We start from the raw sequence: 15,734 nt of genomic DNA, 5'->3' as shown, positions 1-15,734 counted from the left end.
GTGATCGATGACGGCAGTGACCACGGGGGCTCTGCTCCCCGTTTATGCCCAGTTTCCGCTCCGGGCCGTGTCCGGTCATGGGTCGTGGATCGTGGACGACCAGGGCGAGAAGTGGCTCGACGCCTATGGCGGCCATGCCGTTGCCGCCACCGGGCACTCGCACCCGGAGGTGGTGCGCGCCATCGCGGAGCAGGCGGCCAAGCTGATCTTCTACTCCACGGTCATTCCTCATGCTGGCCGGGAAGCCTTGGCCGAGGTGATCGCGTCGCTCTGTCCCGATCCGCTGGCCAAAGTGTTCTTCTGCAATAGCGGCGCCGAGGCCAATGAGAACGCCTTGGTGCTGGCCCGGAAGGTCACCGGCCGGCAACAGATCGTCTCGGTGTCCGGCGGGTGGCACGGCCGGACGGTGGCAACGCTCGCGGTGACCGACGGCGCCAAGTACGAGGAGGGGGCGCGGCGGGCCGGCATTCCGCTCTCCGTGAAGGTGCCGTTCAACGACGTCACCGCCATGAGCGCCGTGGTCGATGACTCGGTCGCCGCGGTCATCGTCGAGCCGGTGCAGGGGATGGCCGGCGCCCGGGACTGTTCCCCGGACTTCTTACGGGCAGCCCGGATTGCCTGCGATCGGGAGGGCGCTGTGCTGATCTTCGACGAGATCCAATGCGGCGTGGGCCGGTGCGGGGCGTTCAGTGCGGCGGAAGCGTACGAAGTGATCCCTGATATCCTGACCTTTGCCAAAGGCCTCGCGGCCGGTTTGCCGATCGGGGCCATGGTGGCCACCTCGGCCATTACCGCGGGCCTCAAGATCGGCGATCTCGGCAGCACCTTCGGCGGCGGCCCGGTGCCCTGCGCGGCGGCCCTCGCGAATCTCGAAGTGATTCGGCGGGATCGGTTGGTGGACAACGCCGTACTCGTGGGTGACCACATCCGCCGGGCGGTGAGCCGGATCAGCGGCGTGACCGATATCACCGGCCGGGGTCTCCTCCTCGGCCTTCGGCTCGACCGGCCGGCCGCCGACGTCCAGCGGAAGTTGTTCGAGTCCCGGGTCCTGACCGGCACCTCCAGTGATCCGAATGTTCTCCGGCTGATGCCTCCGCTGTCTTTTTCCCGAACTGAAGCGACTCTTGTCGTCGACGCCTTGCGTCGGGCTCTCTCATGAGAAAACGTGATTTCCTCGCTACCGAAGACCTTGGCCCCGAAGGCTTCCAGTCGATTCTCGAACTCGCCGCTCGGGTCAAACGGGGCGAAGTCAAAGGGGGCCTCGAGGGCAAGATCATGGCGGCCGCCTTCATGGACCCGAGTCTCAGGACCCGGGCCAGCTTCGAGTCGGCGATGTTCATGCACGGCGGGCACATGATCGTGCTGGAGCCGGGCCGGGGCAGCTGGAGCCTGGAGACCGAGCTGGGTGCGGTGATGGAAGGCACTGCGGTTGAGCACTTGATCGAGACCTCGCGGGTGTTGGGTCGCTACGCGGATGTCATCGGCGTCCGGGTGTTCCCCAAGGGCACGGAGTGGGTTCGGGAACGTCAGGACCGGGTCATCAAGGACTTCGCGGCGTACAGCGACAAATCGGTGATCAACCTCGAGTCGGCCCGGCGGCATCCCTGCCAGGGTCTGGCCGACGCGCTGACGCTCAAGGAGAAATTGGGCGAGCCAAAGGGCAAGAAGTTCGTGCTGAGCTGGGCCTGGCATCCGAAGGCGTTGCCGACCGCGGTCCCGGCCAGCGCGGCCATCGCGGCGGCGCAGTTGGGCATGGACGTGGTGATCGCCCGGCCGCCGGGATTCGACCTCGACGCCGAGGACATGGCGACGATCTATCAGCAGGCCGCCGCGGCCGGGGGCCGGGTCACCCTGGCGCAGTCGCAAACCGACGCTATGGTCGGGGCCGATGCGGTCTACGTGAAGTCGTGGGGGTCGTTGCAGCATTTCGGCAAACCGGAGGAGGAGAAGGCGTTCCGGGCAGGTTTGCGCGGATGGAAGATGACCACCGACCTCCTCAAAGCCACCAAGGCCGGCACGGGGATCGTGATGCACTGTCTTCCGGTCCGGCGGAATGTCGAAATCGACGATGCGGTCCTCGATGGCCACTGTTCGGTCGTCATCGACCAAGCCGAAAACCGGCTCCACGTCCAGCGGGCGTTGCTGCTTGACCTGATCGGGAGAAAATAGATGTCGTCTCATGAAGTGGCCCGCCCGTTGGCGAGCTTGAAGGGCGCGCTTCGGTATGTCCGCGCCTATCGCGACCATGTGTTCGTGGTCAAGGTCGGGGGCGACGTGGTCGCCGATGCCCACGGACTCGACCAAGTGTCGGCCCAGTTGGGGTTGCTGCACAGTCTCGGGATTCGGATCGTCATCGTGCACGGTGGCGGGCCCCAGGCCACAGCGCTCTCTCGCCGGCTCGGACAGGAACCCGAGATCGTGGCCGGACGCCGGGTCACGGATGACGCGGGCCTCGAAGTGGCCAAGATGGTATTTGCCGGCACCGTCAACCTCGACTTGCTCTGCGCCCTGCGCCGGCACGGGGTCCAGGCCGTCGGGCTGAGCGGTGTGGATGCCGACCTGTTGTCGGCCACCCGGCGCCCGCCCATGGCGGTCAAGGACGATGCCGGGATTACCCGGATCGTCGACTACGGACACGTCGGCGAGATCGACCAGGTCGATGGCCGGGTGCTCACCACCCTGCTCGATCAGCGGTTCGTGCCGGTGATCTGCTCGCTGGCCGGCGACCGCGACGGTCATGTCTTCAACGTCAACGCCGACACGGTCGCGGAGCGAATCGCCGTCGCCTTGAAAGCGCAGAAGTTGATTTTCTTGACCGGCGTGCCGGGCGTTCTCCGTGACCGGAACGACCCGTCGTCGCTGGTCACGTTCGCCGATCCGGACGATCTGACCCAGTTGATGGAAGCAGGCGCTCTGGCCGGCGGCATGCGGCCCAAGGTCGAGGCCTGCATTCGGGCCGCGACGAGCGGGGTGGAGCGAACCCATATCATCGACGGGCGGGCCACCGATTCGTTGTTGCAGGAAGTGTTCACGGGGTCCGGGGCCGGCACGATGATCGTCGGCAAGAAGGAAAAGGCGACCTATGTCGGAGCCGAACTTGCGGAATGAAATCGAGCTCCTGAAGGCGTTGGTGGCATGCCCCTCGGTCAGTGGCGACGAGGAGGCGATGGCCCGGTTGGTCGAGGGGATTGCGGCCGGTTTCGGGCTCGATGTGGTCCGGGATGAGACCGGAGTCAAAGTGATGGTCGACACCGGCCGGCCGGGCCGGACGTTGGCATTCATTTCCCATCTCGATGTCGTCCCACCGGGCGAAGGATGGACTCGGGACCCCTTCACCCCGGTCATCGAAGGCGACCTGTTGTATGGGCGGGGCTCCGGCGATGCCAAAGCCTCGGTAGCCTCCATGCTGTTGGCCGCGCTCGATTTCGCCGAGCACCGGGCTGGTTCCGTCGGCGGATCGCTGGTGGTGGTGTTCGGCCTGGGGGAAGAAACCAAGCACACGACCATGGGCCGGGCGGTGGCGACGTTGCCGCCGATCACCGCGGCGGTGGTCGGCGAGCCGACCAATCTGGCCATTGCCATTGCCCAGCGGGGCTTGATGATGGTCGACCTGGTGGCTCAGGGCGACCAACGCCACGCCGGATACGCCGCCGACGGCAATTTCACCAATGCGATTACCCAGTTGGCGGCCGATCTGGTCCGGCTCCCGTCGTTATTGCAGGACCGGAGCCACCCGGTGTTAGGCAAGACGACCGTCACGGCCACCATGATCGAGGCGGGCGTGAGCCGGAACGTGACGCCACCGACCGCCAAGGCCGTCCTCGACATTCGGAGTACCCCGTCCTTTGAGCACACCGAGATCGCGGCGGCGCTCCGTGCCGGACTGGATTGCGACGTCGTGGTCACGTCTGAACGACTGGTCCCCTGCGAAACGCCGCCGGATTCCAAGGTCCTGGCCGCCGCCCGGCGGGTCGAGCCGTCGGTGACCACGTTCGGCAGCCCGACCTGTTCCGATTGGGTCTTCGTCCGCACTATCGACACGATCAAGTGCGGGCCCGGCACCAGCCGGCGCTCCCACACCGCCGACGAATGCGTCGACCTTCCCGAAGTGACGGCCGCCCGCCGGTTCTATCGGGCGGTGGCCGAGGAGTATCTCCGATGAAGACCTTGTGGTCGCAAAGCACCCCGCCGGATCCGGCGATGTTGGCGTACACCGTCGGTGACGACCGGCACTGGGACGGCTACCTCCTCGAATGGGACGTGATCGGAAGCCTGGGTCATGTCGAGGGACTCTATGCCTCCAAGCTGATTCCCCGGAGCGAACGTGACCGGCTCCGAGTCGGTCTCCGGGCCGCGCTGGCGGCAGTGCGGCGCGGAACGTTAGGCATCGGCGCCGAGCATGAGGATGCCCATTCGGCCGTGGAGGCGTGGCTCACCCGGCGGTTCGGGTCGGCCGGCGAACGGCTCCACACGGGCCGCTCCCGCAACGACCAGGTTGCCTGCGATCTCCGGCTCTATCTCAAGGACTCGCTCCTCCAGATCGAGATGCAGGCGCTTGGGTTGGTGAGCGAGTTGCTGTTCTTTGCCGACCAGCACCGGGACAGCCTCTGGCCCGGCTACACGCATCTCCGGCCGGCCATGCCGTCGAGCGTGGGAATGTGGGCCGGGGCGTTCGCGGAGGGCCTGCTCGATACCATCGGGACGCTCGACGGGGTCTGGCGGTTGGTCGATCGGTCGCCGCTCGGGAGCGGGGCCGGCTACGGGGTGCCCCTGCCGCTCAACCGTGAGGCCGCGGCCAAGGCGCTCGGCTTCGCGGGAGTAGAACCTAACGTCGCGCAGGTCCAGAACGGCCGGGGCAAGCTCGAGGCCGCGGTATTGTTCTGGTGCGTTCAGCTCGGCCACGATCTGTCGAAGCTGGCCAGTGATGTCGTGCTGTTGTCGGGTGAGGAGTTCGGCCTCCTCGAACTCCCCGCCCGGTTTGCCACCGGTTCGAGCATCATGCCCCAGAAGCGGAACCCTGACGTCTTCGAGTTGACTCGGGCGCGGGCCGCGGTGCTGGAGGGCGACTTGGCCGCGGTCTTGGCGTTGCGTTCCAAGCTCACCAGCGGCTATCACCGCGACTTCCAGTTGCTCAAGGAGCCGTTGATCCGGGGGCTCGGCCGGACCGAGGACATGGTGACGATGATGACGTTGGTCGTCCCGGCTCTCGGTGTTCGGGGCAGTCGGGGGCTCGAGATGTTGCAAGGCGGCGTGCTGGCCACCGACGAGGTGATGCGGCGGGTCGAGACCGGAGTCCCGTTCCGGCAGGCCTATCGCGACGTGGCGGCCGCGCTCAACCGGGGCGACCGGATGCCGGGCATCTCGGCGGCCCGGATTATCAGCCGGCGCCGGTCAACCGGCGGTCTCGGCCGGCTCGGCCTCGGCGTCGCGTGGCGGCGATTCGTGGCCTTGGCCAGGGTCAACGACCAAGCGGCCCGAAAGTTCGAAGCGGCCATCACCCGGCTGGCCGGTCGGGCCCCGTGATTCGGGCCGACCGGCGGCAGCGCCACCTCAAGATCCTCGAACTGATCGAGACCCACTCGATCGGTACCCAGGAGGATTTGGCGGCGGCGCTCGCCCGTGAGGGCTGGGACGTGACCCAGTCCTCGGTAAGCCGGGACATCGCCGCCCTGAAGCTGGTCAAGGTGGAGGGGGCCTATCACCGCCAAGTGGTGACCAATCCGCCCCGGCGCGATTCGGACGAGCAGCGGATTGTCGAGGGCGTCCTGGCGTACACCGCGGCGGGCGACGTCCTCATCGTGCTCCACACGCCTCCCGGCGAGGCCAACCGAGTCGGGGCGGCTCTCGACCGGCTGGCCTGGCCCGAAGTGTTAGGCAACATTTCCGGCGATGACACGATCTTTCTGGCCACCCGGGACAATCCGGGGCAGCGCCGGGTGCTCCGGCAACTCGGCCGCTTGACCCAGGCACCACCGGCTTGACAGCCCCGGCCGGCTTGGGATACCTTCGGGCCATGCACACCGCTCTGATTCGGCACGCGCACCACCATCACCACGGTCATCGGGCCGGGGTCTGGTTTGCTGCGCAGGGGTGCTAGTTCGGAACCTTCAGGCGTAACGACATGACTCCGCGGCCCGTCACCAGACGGGCCGCTTTCTTTTTCGAGGCCGGATGCTCAAAATCGCGTTGCCAAACAAAGGTCGGTTGGCCGACGATGTTCGCGCCCTCCTCGACGATGCCGGACTCTCCGTCCGGGTCCAGAGCGACCGGGCCCTGATTGCCAAGCTCGGCGACGAGTACGAAGCGATCTTCGTCCGATCGCAGGACATTCCCGAGTTCGTGGCCGACGGCGCCGCCCTGGTCGGGATCACCGGCTGGGATCTGGTCACCGAGTCGGAGCGGGCGCTGGTCGACCGGCTCGACCTCAACTTCGGCCGGTGCCGGATCCTCCACGACGGCCAGACGACCGTCACCGAGTTCAAACAGGCCATGGCCGCGGCCGGCATTCCAACCCGGAGAACCTGGTGAGCAATCCGAGCGAACTCCTCCAGGCGGTGACCGATGTGTCCCGCGTGGCCGGCGAGGTGGCCCTCCGATATTTCGGCAAGGGTGTGGCGGTCGAATGGAAAGGTGACGGGAGTCCGGTCACCATCGCCGACCAATCCGCTGAACAGGCGGCACGGGCGTGGATCAGCGCTCGATTTCCCAACGATACCATTCTCGGCGAAGAGTTCGGATTGACCGGGAGCGGCACCGGCCGGCGCTGGCTGATCGACCCGATCGACGGGACCAAGAGCTTCGTGGCCGGAACCCCGCTCTGGGGAACCCTGATCGCCGTCGTAGAGGGAGAAGAGGTGCTGGCCGGGGCCATCAACTGTGCCGCGGCCGGCGAGTTGGTCGCCGGCGCCCGGGGCGAAGGTGCTTGGTGCAACGGAGCGCGCTGCCGGGTGTCGACCCAGTCGGTGTTGGCCGATGCCGTGGTCCTCGCCACCGACGAGCGATTTCCCGATCAGCCGGTGCGGAGGCAATCGTGGCAGGCCCTGGCGGCTGAGGCCCGGGTGGTCCGAACCTGGGGCGATTGCTTCGGCTATCTCCTGGTCGCCACCGGCCGGGCCGATGTCATGGTTGACGACCGAATGAACCCCTGGGACTCAGCCTGTTTGATGCCCATCATCGAGGAAGCGGGTGGCGTGTTGACTGATTGGCAAGGCCGGCGAACCGCCTTTGGCGGCGATACGATTGCCACCAACCGGGAACTAGCGGTGACGGTCCGGTCGATGTTGGTATCCCCATGATCGATCGCTTGGACTTCACGAAACGGGGTGGAGTCGTGGCGGTGGTTGCCCAAGACGCCACGACCGGGGCGGTGCTGATGGTGGCCAAGACGCTCGAGACCGGCGAGATGCACTATCGCTCCCGGAGCCGGGGCCTTTGGCATAAAGGCGCCACCAGCGGCAACGTCCAGCGGGTGGTCAGCCTGCTGCCCGATTGCGACGGCGATACGCTCTTGGCCTAGGTGATCCCGGCGGGACCGGCGTGTCATACCGGCGCCCCAACCTGCTTTGGGGACATGGGCGCCGGAGTCCTCGGCCGCCTCGACCGGACCATCGCGGCCCGCGCCGCCGGGCCCGATGCCGGAGCCAGCTACACCGCCAAGCTCCTCGCCGACCGAAACCTCCGCCTGAAAAAACTGGGTGAGGAAGCGACCGAATTAGCGGTGGCCTGCGTCGATGGCGACCCGGTCCGTGCCACCGAAGAGGCCGCCGACCTTCTCTACCACACGCTGGTGGCCGTCCGGGCGCTGGGGGTGTCGCTGGCCGACGTCCAGGAAGCCTTTGGCCGCCGGGAATCCACCTCTGCTACATTACCTCAATGACTACTCGACGCGATTTCATCAAGACCACCGCCGTCACCGGCGCCGCGCTCTCGATCGGACCCTCGGCCTTCACGCTTCGGCGGAAGGCTCCGCTTCGGATCTTGTTCATCGGCGGGACCGGATTCATCGGTCCCCACATGGTTCGGGCGGCTCAGGCCCGAGGTCACGTGCCGACGCTCTTCAATCGAGGCAAGACCAATCCGGGCCTCTTTCCGGGCCTCGAGAAGCTGATCGGCGACCGGGACGGCGGCCTTGGCGTCTTGAAGGGACGGAAGTGGGACGCGGTCATCGACACCTCGGGCTATGTGCCGCGGGTGGTCCGCGCCTCGGCGCAAATGCTCAAGGCCCAGGCCGACCACTACCTCTTCATCTCGACCGGCGACGTCTATAAAGATTTCACCGTCGACCATATGGACGAGGATGCCCCCAAGGCCGTGCTACCCGAGCCGAACTCGGAGGACACCCGGAAGTACTACGGACCGCTCAAGGTGATTTGCGAGCAGGAAGTCCGCGAGGCGTTTCCGGAGCGCAATACCATCATCCGGCCAGGCTGGATCGTCGGCCCGGGTGACAACGCCAACCTCTTCACCTATTGGCCGGTCCGGATCGACCGGGGCGGCGAAGTGCTGGCCGCCGGCGCGCCGACCGACCCGGTGCAAATCATCGATGCCCGGGACATGGCCGAATGGATCGTTCGGCTGCTCGAGCAGAAGACCACCGGAGTGTTCAACGCGATGGGACCGGGTACTCCGCTCTCGATGGCCGAATTTCTCTACGGGATCCGGGCCATCACCAGCGCCGACGTCCGGTTTATCTGGGTTGAGACTCAGTTTCTCCTCGACCGGAAGATTCGGCCGTGGCGGGACATCCCGATCTGGTACCCGCCGATTGGTGATCACAAGGGCAACGGGCTGATCAGCCCCAAGCGTGCCGTCGCGGCCGGCCTGACCTACCGTTCCTTGGCCGATACCGCGGCGGACACCCTCAAGTGGTTCAAGTCGGAGGGAACCGCGTGGGAAGCCGTGCCCCGCCCGGGCCTGACCGCGGCCCGGGAAATCGAACTCCTAAAGGAGTGGCACGCCCGGGGCTAATTCGGAGCCCGCGAGCCCGGCTTTGGGTCCCAGAGATGGTTGATGACCCAAAGCAGCGTGAGCCCGCTCACGGCAAACAGCGCGCCAAGGGCCAGGGCCAATTGGGTGCGGCCATAGAGGAATTGGCCGATTCCGAACAGCGATGACCAGATCGTCAGGCAACCGGCAACCCATCCCAAGGTTGCCATGCCCATGTGGTCGCCGTGCAGGGCCGCATCCTCGGCGCTGACCCCGGCTTCGATTCGAATCTTGGTCCAGCCCGGGCCCGCCGGGTGCACTTTCCGGAAAAAGGCCACCAGTTGGTCGCGGCTGGTCGGGGCCGCGACGTAGGCCGTCACCAGCCAGCACACCGTGGTGAACGCCACCGAAAAGAGCACCGTGGTGGCAAACGGCAGGGGATGGCCGGTCTTCTTCATCACGAAGAAGATGATCGAGATCGTGAAGGAACTGACCATGGCCGCCACCTCGCACCAAGCGCTGATCCGCCACCAAAACCACCGGAGCAGGTAAATCAGCCCGGTGCCGGCTCCGATCGAAATCAAGATTTCGAAGGCGTCCTGCGCCGAGGTCAGGAGTTGGCTTAATCCCGCCGCCACCACATACAGGCCCACCGTGCAGAGCCGGCCGACGTTGACGTAGTGCTTCTCGGTGCCGGCGGGCCGGAGGAACCGTCGGTACAAATCGTGGACCAGGTACGACGAGCCCCAGTTGAGATGGGTCAGGATGGTCGACGAGTTGGCCGCGATCAATCCGCCGACCATCAGGCCCACGAACCCGACCGGCAAGAATTTGAGCATGGCCGGGAAGGCGCTGTCATGCCCGATCAGGGCGGGATCGGCCGCAGGAAATGCCGCCTGGATGTCGGACAGCTCTGGAAAGATGATGATCGAGCAAAGCGCCGTGATGATCCAGGGCCAGGGCCGGAGGACGTAGTGTGCCAAATTGAAGAACAGGGTGCCGCCCAACGAATCCTTCTCTGTTTTAGACGCCAGCATCCGCTGGGCGATGTAGCTGCCGCCGCCCGGTTCGGACCCCGGGTACCAGTTGGCCCACCAACTGACCGCGATCGGCATGATGAAGATCATCAGCGCCAACTCGCTCATCGAGAAGTTCGGCAGCAGGTCGAGGATCGGCTGCCCGGTGCCGTCGATGGCGGAGCGAACCGGGGTGCCGTTGACGAAGTTGACCTGCTGTCCGCCGAGCGTCGCCACCAGTTTCTGGAGCCCGTCCCACGCGCCTTCGCCGACTCCGGTGGACCGGGCCACTTGCTTCAGGCTGAAGTAGGCCGCGGCGATGACCGCCGTCATCTTGATGAAGAACTGAATCATGTCGATGACCAGCACACCCCAAAGGCCGGAGTGGGCGGCGAAAGCCACGTTCAAGACGCCGCAGATGAGGATCGTCTGCCACGGTGGCATCCCGAACAGAATGTTCGCGATCTTGCAGGCCGCGAGCGTCACCGTCCCCATGATGAAGCAGTTGAAGAACAGGCCGAGATAGACGGCGCGGAAGCCCCGGACCACGGAGGCGGCTTGGCCCGAGTAGCGGAGTTCATAGAACTCGAGGTCGGTCATGACCCCGGACCGCCGCCAGAGCCGGGCGTAGAAGAACACCGTCGACACCCCGGTCAGCACGAACGCCCACCATTGCCAGTTGCCGGCCACCCCGAACTGACGGACTTGTTGGGTTACCCAATTCGGGGTGTCGCTGCTGAACGTGGTGGCCACCATCGACAACCCGGCCAGCCACCACGGCACCGACCGGCCGGAAGCAAAGAACTCCGAGGTGTTCTTGCCGGCCCGTTTTCCGAAGAACAGGGCCGGTAGGAAGCAGATCAGCAGCGACGCTACCGCGATGACCCAGTCGAGGGGTTGCAGTCGCATGGAGCGGGGGCCTTACCGGATCCGGGGCATGAAGTTGTTGCTGCTCCGGTACGTCGTGGCGCGGCCGTCCGGGCCGATGTCGAACGTGATCGACTCGGCCAACTCCCCGTCCTTCCGGATCCGCTTGAAGGTGTGCTCGCCGACCTTCTGGTATTTGGTAATGGCCCGAGCGGGATTCTCGGTCGGGAGAAAAATCGAGGCGAGCCTGCCCTCCCACCGAATGATCTCCAATTCCCCCCCGAACGACTCGGCATAGGTGCCGAGGTATTTGTCGAGGCTGGCGTCGGCCACGGGCAGGGCACGGCTCGAGGTATCCTGGGCCGCCTTGATGGCCGGGGCCAGAAGGTTGTAGGCCTGCTGGGCCAGGCCCTCGGCGTCGGCGTCGATCGCGTTGACCATCGTGATCGTGGCGATCTTCTCCTCAGGCCGCATGGTCAGCTGGGTCCGGTAGCCGGGGCAACTCCCGCCGTGGCCGACGAACGTCCTGCCGTCGTTTCGCCACACCTCAAACCCGAGTCCCCAGGTGGTCTCCCAGGCCGGATCCATGAAATGGACCCGCTGCATCTCGCGGAGGGTGTTGGCCGACAGCACCTCGGCGCCACCCTTGGCCAGGAGCCGGAACTGCCATGACGCAAACTTGGCGAGGTCGAGCGCGGTCGACGCGTATCCGGCCGCCGGGGCAATGCCCCGGGCCTGAAAGAACGGAATTTCCCGGCGGGCGCCCTCCCGGGGCCAGCCGCTGTAGCCCATGGCGAGCCGTTTGCCCCGCTCCTGCGCCGGCATGTCCCAATAGGTGTCCTTGAGCCCGAGAGGATTCAGCACATTGGCTTGCACTTGATCACCGTAGGACTTGCCGGAGGCGACCGCCACTATTTCGCCGGCCAGCGTGAGGCCGAGATTCGAGTATTGGAAATAGGTCTCGGGCCGGTAGAGCATTTCCTGGCTCGACACCGCATTGATGATCTGTTCGCGGGTCGGGAACTCGAAGCTCGGGGCGCTCCAATACGGATAGGCCGCCTCGCGCGGGAGTCCCGCCGCGTGGGTTAGGATGCCCTCCACGGTCACGGCTTCCTGGTCGGGCCGCGGATTCTTGATCGTGAACCAACTCAAGTGCTTGGCGACCGGGTCATCGAGCCGAACCTTCCCCAGGTCGCGGAGCTGCATCAGGGCGACACTGGTGAACAACTTCGAAATCGAGCAGATGCTGTAGAGCGTCGTCGCCGTCGCGGGCGTCCGCTTGGTGATGTCGGCGTAGCCGAACCCACCCTGCCAGATCACCTCTTGGTCGACCACCACCGCGGCCGAGACGCCGGGGTACCGGGTATAGGCTCGGGTGGCCTCGATCCACTTCTCGAGGACCGCGGTCGCTTCCTTGACCCGCGGATGATTGGCCACCGATTGGGTGCGGCCGGTGGCCGGGACGGCGGCCGCGAACAGCAGGGCGCTGAGTACGGATCGGGATGTCATGATTTGGTCCCCCTGGTGATTTTGCCTTGATATCGGGTGGCCGTGATCTCCGCCAAGATCGCCAACGCGATCTCGCTCGGCTCCCGCCCGCCCAAGTCGAGCCCGATCGGTCCATGCAATCGGGCGATCTGCTCGGCGGAATGACCGGCTTCCTTGAGTCGTTCCCGCCGGATCTGCTGGGTCTTCCGCGATCCGATCACCCCGATATACGCCGCCGGCGACCTGAGCGCCACCTCGATGGCCGGTTCGTCGAACTTGGGGTCATGGGTCAGGAGGCAGATGCAGGTGGCCGAGTCGATCCCGACTCTGGCAAAGACCTCATCGGGCCAGCCGACGATCAACTCGTCGGCGTCGGGAAACCGCTCCGGCGTCAGAAACGCTTCGCGGCCATCGGCCACCACGGTTCGAAACCCGAGCGGCCGGGCGAGCGTGACCAGCGCGGTGGCGATATGCACGCCCCCGAAGATCAACAGCGTGGGCCGCCGGGGAAACACCTCGTAGAGGACCCGAACCTCGCCGTTCGGGGTCGGAATCGTTTCCGACTTGCTCGACAAGTGCGTGATGGCATCGGCGGCGCCGGCGGCCATCGTCTCGGCGAGGCCCGGCGGGACCCGGAGGTTCTCGCGAGCGCCCGATTCGTGATACACGAGCGCGGCCCCGAGGGGGGCCGCCCCGCCGATGACCGTGGCGACCACGCTCCCCTCCCGCCGGCCGGCGGCCGCCACGATTTCAGCCCGAACCGTCGGCTCGACGAACAGCGAGATGGTGCCGCCGCAGGAGAGCCCGAATTCCCAGGCCCGTTCGTGCGTCACCCCGTACTCCAGCGCCTTGGGCGTGCCGCGTTCGATGGCCGCCCTGATCTCCTCGACCACCGCGTTCTCGACGCACCCGCCCGACACGGAACCGGCCATCTTGCCGGTCGGGCTCGCGAGGAGCACGGCGCCCTCGGGCCGCGGGGCCGATCCCCAGATCTGAGTCACCACGGCCCGGCCGACCAGTCCTTCGGCCCGGAGCCGCTCATAGGCTTCCAGTAGTTCCCGCATCGTCGCGCTCCACTTCGGTTGAACCTGCCAACGATACGTGGTCCGCAGGGCCAGGCGTAAGTCCAGGCGGCCCGCCCGGTCGCGCGGAATCGGGGGGGGGACCATATCTTCTCTCGAATGCGAGTCGCCATGGCGGCGGTGGCCCCCTACCCGCCCGAACGGTTGCAGGTCATCAAGTAGATCGGGGTCGATCACCTCGCCTACTACGAGGGTACTAGCCGACGCGATGGGCGCCGACCTCGTGGCCATGACGGAACGGTTCCGGGGGCCGGATCCACCATCTCCACTTCCGCGACGTAGCCGGAACCCCGACCGATTTCGTCGAGACGTTTCCCGACGACGGCCCCACGGATTTCATCCCGGTGTGCGAAGCCCTTGAGCGGACCGGATGCGACAGTCCGATTCGGATCGATCACGTACCACGGCTCGCCCTCGAGCCCGGATCGAACGATGGCTACGGCTTTCTCGGGCACGTCTTCGCCACCGGCTACCTCCGGGGCCTGCTCGAATCGGTGTCCGGCAAGCCGAGTCTCAACCGATGGCAACCCATTCCAGCTGAGCGGCGCTCGACCGGGTATCCGCTATGTGATGCGTAGCAACCGGGTGAGGACCCGGTCGAGGGCCGAGGCAAACGCCTGCTTGGCTCGGGCATCGTAGGGCGGGGGCCCGCCGGTCTCGGTGCCACCCATCCGAACGGCTTCCATGAAGTCGCGGATCGAGAGCCGTTCGCCGATCGTTTCCTCGGTATGCTCCTCGCCTCGGGGATCGAGGACCGCAATGCCCTTCGGCACCAGGAGCGCGGCGAGGGGAATGTCCTGGGTTACGACCAGATCACCGAAGGCAACGTGGGCGACGATGTGCTGGTCGGCGACGTCAGGCCCGCCGTTGACCCAGACCGTGGTGACCAGGGGATAGCCCGGCGGCGTCTGGAGCCGTTGGTTGGCCACCAGCACCACGGGCAGGCCGAGGCGCTTCGAGGCGCGAAAGACCAAGTCTTTCACGTCGCGAGGCGCCGCGTCGGCGTCGATCCAAATCGTGAGCGAGGCTACTCCGCGGTGGTCGGGTCGATGATCGTGGTGACCTTCGACACTCGGTTGGCCGGGAAGCCACCCTGGGCGGCGTGCTCGCGGACCAGGGCCTCGTTCGGAGCGTTGTAGACGCAGTAGACCTTGTCCGCCGTCACATAACTCTGGACCCATTGGATCTGGGGGCCGAGGTTGGCCAGGACGCCGCACGACTTCTGGCTGATGGCTTGGAGGTCGGCCGCTGAAAGGCCTCCGGCGCCGGGGATATCTCGCTCGATCACGTACTTGGGTATTGCGTCGTCTCGAATTGGGGTGGCCGAACATAGTTCTTGTTTCCGCATCCCGCCATCAACGTCAGGAAGGCCGCCGGGCCACGCTCGTCAGCGGCCCACCCGAGTAATTGTGGAGCAGGGCGGTGGCCCGGCCCTCGAGACCAAGCCCGATCCGGGAGTCCACCGGTTGGATCGAGAACCCGGCCCCGAGATGGCCCTGGAGCGCCCCGTCGCTCGAGGTGCCGTTGACCGAGAAATTGTTGAGCAGGGTCCCGGTACTGTCGCGGGCCTCATTCCAGATCCGGTCACGCACCGTGAGCACGCCGAGTCCGGCCAAGGCCAAAGGCGATTCGCATTCCAGTATCCTAGTCGGGGTGGCTGTCGCCCCGGCGGACCGGTGACGGAACCGGGGGTCCGGGGGTATCCGTGGTGAGTTGTTGCCCCACGAAACGAGGTCCCATTCATGTCGACCGGCAAAACCATTGGTTGGTGAGCGGTACTCGCCGCCTGCGGCGGGATTACCCCGCCCGAACCGAGCCCCGTCATCAACACCCTCCCGGCAATCTTGACGCTCAAAGTGGGTGAGAGCCGCACCGTGAGCGGCGCGCTGATCCGGTGTGCCGAGGTCAAAGGCGATTCCCGCTGCCCGATCGATGTGGCGTGTGTCTGGCAGGGCAACGCGGAGCTGATGCTCCGGGTGGGCCCGGCCGCGGGCGATGGTCCCGACCACCTCGTGCCGCTCAACACCGGACTCGAACCCCATGCGGGCGGTGCCCTCGGCCTCCGGCTGACCCTCGTGACCCTCGCGCCGGCTCCCGTGTCGACCACCCAGACCAAGGGCTCCCAGGCTGAGATCCCGATCGAGCGCATCCCGGCATCGTGACCGGCCACCAATGACCGTCCTCGACGGTGGTGGTCGCGCCGCCGTCGAACCACGGTTTTGAGCGCCAGCATGGCGAACACGCCGCTCAACAAGATGCCAAACAGCACCACGAACACGATCCGAAACCCTCGTTCGAGCCATTCCATGGGGGGCGCTCCCGCGTCACGAGATGCCGCCAATATTCCGTGGGAACC

General features: G+C 66.2%; 19 protein-coding genes. 13 read left to right on the top strand and 6 right to left on the bottom strand.

From position 1 onward, the window contains the following. Positions 1–7: 7 nt before the first annotated feature. The 11 genes from EXR94_13525 (at position 8) to EXR94_13475 (ending at position 8,967) form a co-directional block, all read left to right on the top strand. Positions 8–1,159, top strand: a complete 1,152-nt coding sequence (locus EXR94_13525) for an aminotransferase class III-fold pyridoxal phosphate-dependent enzyme (GenBank protein ID MSR03735.1) — start codon at positions 8–10, stop codon at positions 1,157–1,159. Next, positions 1,156–2,169, top strand: a complete 1,014-nt coding sequence (locus EXR94_13520; protein ID MSR03734.1) for an N-acetylornithine carbamoyltransferase — start codon at positions 1,156–1,158, stop codon at positions 2,167–2,169. The genes EXR94_13525 and EXR94_13520 overlap by 4 nt, the downstream gene beginning before the upstream one ends. Then, positions 2,170–3,108 carry an acetylglutamate kinase gene (argB, locus tag EXR94_13515; protein MSR03733.1) on the top strand — a complete coding sequence of 313 codons (939 nt, stop codon included), beginning with the start codon at positions 2,170–2,172 and terminating at the stop codon, positions 3,106–3,108. Next, the gene (locus tag EXR94_13510) at positions 3,083–4,162 is read left to right on the top strand and encodes a M20/M25/M40 family metallo-hydrolase (GenBank protein ID MSR03732.1); all 1,080 of its coding nucleotides are present in this window, start codon (positions 3,083–3,085) and stop codon (positions 4,160–4,162) included. The genes argB and EXR94_13510 overlap by 26 nt, the downstream gene beginning before the upstream one ends. Continuing rightward, entirely contained in the window at positions 4,090–5,523 is a 1,434-nt protein-coding gene (gene argH / locus EXR94_13505) for an argininosuccinate lyase (GenBank protein ID MSR03731.1), read from the top strand. The genes EXR94_13510 and argH overlap by 73 nt, the downstream gene beginning before the upstream one ends. Continuing rightward, the gene (locus tag EXR94_13500) at positions 5,430–5,981 is read left to right on the top strand and encodes an arginine repressor (GenBank protein MSR03730.1); all 552 of its coding nucleotides are present in this window, start codon (positions 5,430–5,432) and stop codon (positions 5,979–5,981) included. The genes argH and EXR94_13500 overlap by 94 nt, the downstream gene beginning before the upstream one ends. 190 nt (positions 5,982–6,171) lie before the next feature. Next, positions 6,172–6,528 (top strand): ATP phosphoribosyltransferase, encoded by a 357-nt coding sequence (gene hisG, locus EXR94_13495; protein MSR03729.1) that lies wholly within the window; start codon positions 6,172–6,174, stop codon positions 6,526–6,528. Further along, positions 6,525–7,295 carry a histidinol-phosphatase gene (gene hisN / locus EXR94_13490; GenBank protein ID MSR03728.1) on the top strand — a complete coding sequence of 257 codons (771 nt, stop codon included), beginning with the start codon at positions 6,525–6,527 and terminating at the stop codon, positions 7,293–7,295. The genes hisG and hisN overlap by 4 nt, the downstream gene beginning before the upstream one ends. After that, a complete protein-coding gene (locus EXR94_13485; GenBank protein MSR03727.1) occupies positions 7,292–7,516 on the top strand; it encodes a hypothetical protein in 225 nt (74 codons plus the stop codon). Before hisN ends, EXR94_13485 begins: the two co-directional genes overlap by 4 nt. Positions 7,517–7,570: 54 nt before the next feature. Then, positions 7,571–7,876 (top strand): phosphoribosyl-ATP diphosphatase, encoded by a 306-nt coding sequence (gene hisE, locus EXR94_13480; GenBank protein MSR03726.1) that lies wholly within the window; start codon positions 7,571–7,573, stop codon positions 7,874–7,876. Beyond that, complete coding sequence (locus EXR94_13475) at positions 7,873–8,967, top strand: NAD-dependent epimerase/dehydratase family protein (protein ID MSR03725.1); 1,095 nt, start codon at positions 7,873–7,875, stop codon at positions 8,965–8,967. Before hisE ends, EXR94_13475 begins: the two co-directional genes overlap by 4 nt. On the opposite strand, the gene EXR94_13470 is transcribed toward EXR94_13475, so the two are convergent. From EXR94_13470 to EXR94_13460, 3 genes are read right to left on the bottom strand one after another with little or no spacing between them, the layout of a single operon-like run. Beyond that, positions 8,964–10,850, bottom strand: a complete 1,887-nt coding sequence (locus EXR94_13470; GenBank protein ID MSR03724.1) for a Na+:solute symporter — start codon at positions 10,848–10,850, stop codon at positions 8,964–8,966. The two genes, EXR94_13475 and EXR94_13470, sit on opposite strands and share 4 nt — an antisense overlap. Positions 10,851–10,862: 12 nt before the next feature. After that, a complete protein-coding gene (locus tag EXR94_13465) occupies positions 10,863–12,317 on the bottom strand; it encodes a serine hydrolase (GenBank protein MSR03723.1) in 1,455 nt (484 codons plus the stop codon). Then, on the bottom strand, positions 12,314–13,609 hold the full coding sequence (locus tag EXR94_13460) for an XdhC/CoxI family protein (protein MSR03722.1): 1,296 nt from the start codon (positions 13,607–13,609) through the stop codon (positions 12,314–12,316). Before EXR94_13460 ends, EXR94_13465 begins: the two co-directional genes overlap by 4 nt. A gap of 23 nt (positions 13,610–13,632) precedes the next feature. Between EXR94_13460 and EXR94_13455 the strand changes: the two genes are divergently transcribed. Then, entirely contained in the window at positions 13,633–13,956 is a 324-nt protein-coding gene (locus EXR94_13455; protein ID MSR03721.1) for a hypothetical protein, read from the top strand. Here EXR94_13455 and EXR94_13450 read toward each other — a convergent pair. The 3 genes from EXR94_13450 to EXR94_13440 all read right to left on the bottom strand — a co-directional run bounded on the left by EXR94_13450 (position 13,942) and on the right by EXR94_13440 (position 15,000). Beyond that, a complete protein-coding gene (locus tag EXR94_13450; protein ID MSR03720.1) occupies positions 13,942–14,394 on the bottom strand; it encodes a YaiI/YqxD family protein in 453 nt (150 codons plus the stop codon). The genes EXR94_13455 and EXR94_13450 overlap by 15 nt on opposite strands. Positions 14,395–14,405: 11 nt before the next feature. Beyond that, positions 14,406–14,678, bottom strand: coding sequence for a DUF4242 domain-containing protein (locus EXR94_13445; protein ID MSR03719.1), 273 nt, complete (start codon positions 14,676–14,678; stop codon positions 14,406–14,408). A gap of 61 nt (positions 14,679–14,739) precedes the next feature. Beyond that, positions 14,740–15,000, bottom strand: coding sequence for a hypothetical protein (locus EXR94_13440; protein ID MSR03718.1), 261 nt, complete (start codon positions 14,998–15,000; stop codon positions 14,740–14,742). 252 nt (positions 15,001–15,252) lie between these two features. Here EXR94_13440 and EXR94_13435 point away from each other — a divergent pair, with 252 nt between their 5' ends. Beyond that, positions 15,253–15,540: a hypothetical protein gene (locus EXR94_13435; protein MSR03717.1), complete on the top strand. Its 288-nt coding sequence runs from the start codon at positions 15,253–15,255 to the stop codon at positions 15,538–15,540. Positions 15,541–15,734 lie beyond the last annotated feature (194 nt).

This window comes from Gemmatimonadota bacterium (assembly GCA_009692115.1).
GTDB lineage: Bacteria > Gemmatimonadota > Gemmatimonadetes > Gemmatimonadales > GWC2-71-9 > SHZU01.
This window is presented reverse-complemented; position numbering and strand designations above follow the sequence as displayed.

What these genes read in the sequence shown, in the direction of transcription:
- EXR94_13485 (MSR03727.1), top strand. Translation starts at nt 7,292, where the DNA reads ATGATCGATCGCTTGGACTTCACGAAACGGGGTGGAGTCGTGGCGGTG.
- EXR94_13525 (MSR03735.1), top strand. Translation starts at nt 8, where the DNA reads ATGACGGCAGTGACCACGGGGGCTCTGCTCCCCGTTTATGCCCAGTTT.
- EXR94_13520 (MSR03734.1), top strand. Translation starts at nt 1,156, where the DNA reads ATGAGAAAACGTGATTTCCTCGCTACCGAAGACCTTGGCCCCGAAGGC.
- hisE (MSR03726.1), top strand. Translation starts at nt 7,571, where the DNA reads ATGGGCGCCGGAGTCCTCGGCCGCCTCGACCGGACCATCGCGGCCCGC.
- argB (MSR03733.1), top strand. Translation starts at nt 2,170, where the DNA reads ATGTCGTCTCATGAAGTGGCCCGCCCGTTGGCGAGCTTGAAGGGCGCG.
- EXR94_13460 (MSR03722.1), bottom strand. Translation starts at nt 13,609, where the DNA reads ATGGCCACGAGGTCGGCGCCCATCGCGTCGGCTAGTACCCTCGTAGTA.
- argH (MSR03731.1), top strand. Translation starts at nt 4,090, where the DNA reads ATGCGTCGACCTTCCCGAAGTGACGGCCGCCCGCCGGTTCTATCGGGC.
- EXR94_13510 (MSR03732.1), top strand. Translation starts at nt 3,083, where the DNA reads ATGTCGGAGCCGAACTTGCGGAATGAAATCGAGCTCCTGAAGGCGTTG.
- hisG (MSR03729.1), top strand. Translation starts at nt 6,172, where the DNA reads ATGCTCAAAATCGCGTTGCCAAACAAAGGTCGGTTGGCCGACGATGTT.
- EXR94_13475 (MSR03725.1), top strand. Translation starts at nt 7,873, where the DNA reads ATGACTACTCGACGCGATTTCATCAAGACCACCGCCGTCACCGGCGCC.
- EXR94_13465 (MSR03723.1), bottom strand. Translation starts at nt 12,317, where the DNA reads ATGACATCCCGATCCGTACTCAGCGCCCTGCTGTTCGCGGCCGCCGTC.
- EXR94_13470 (MSR03724.1), bottom strand. Translation starts at nt 10,850, where the DNA reads ATGCGACTGCAACCCCTCGACTGGGTCATCGCGGTAGCGTCGCTGCTG.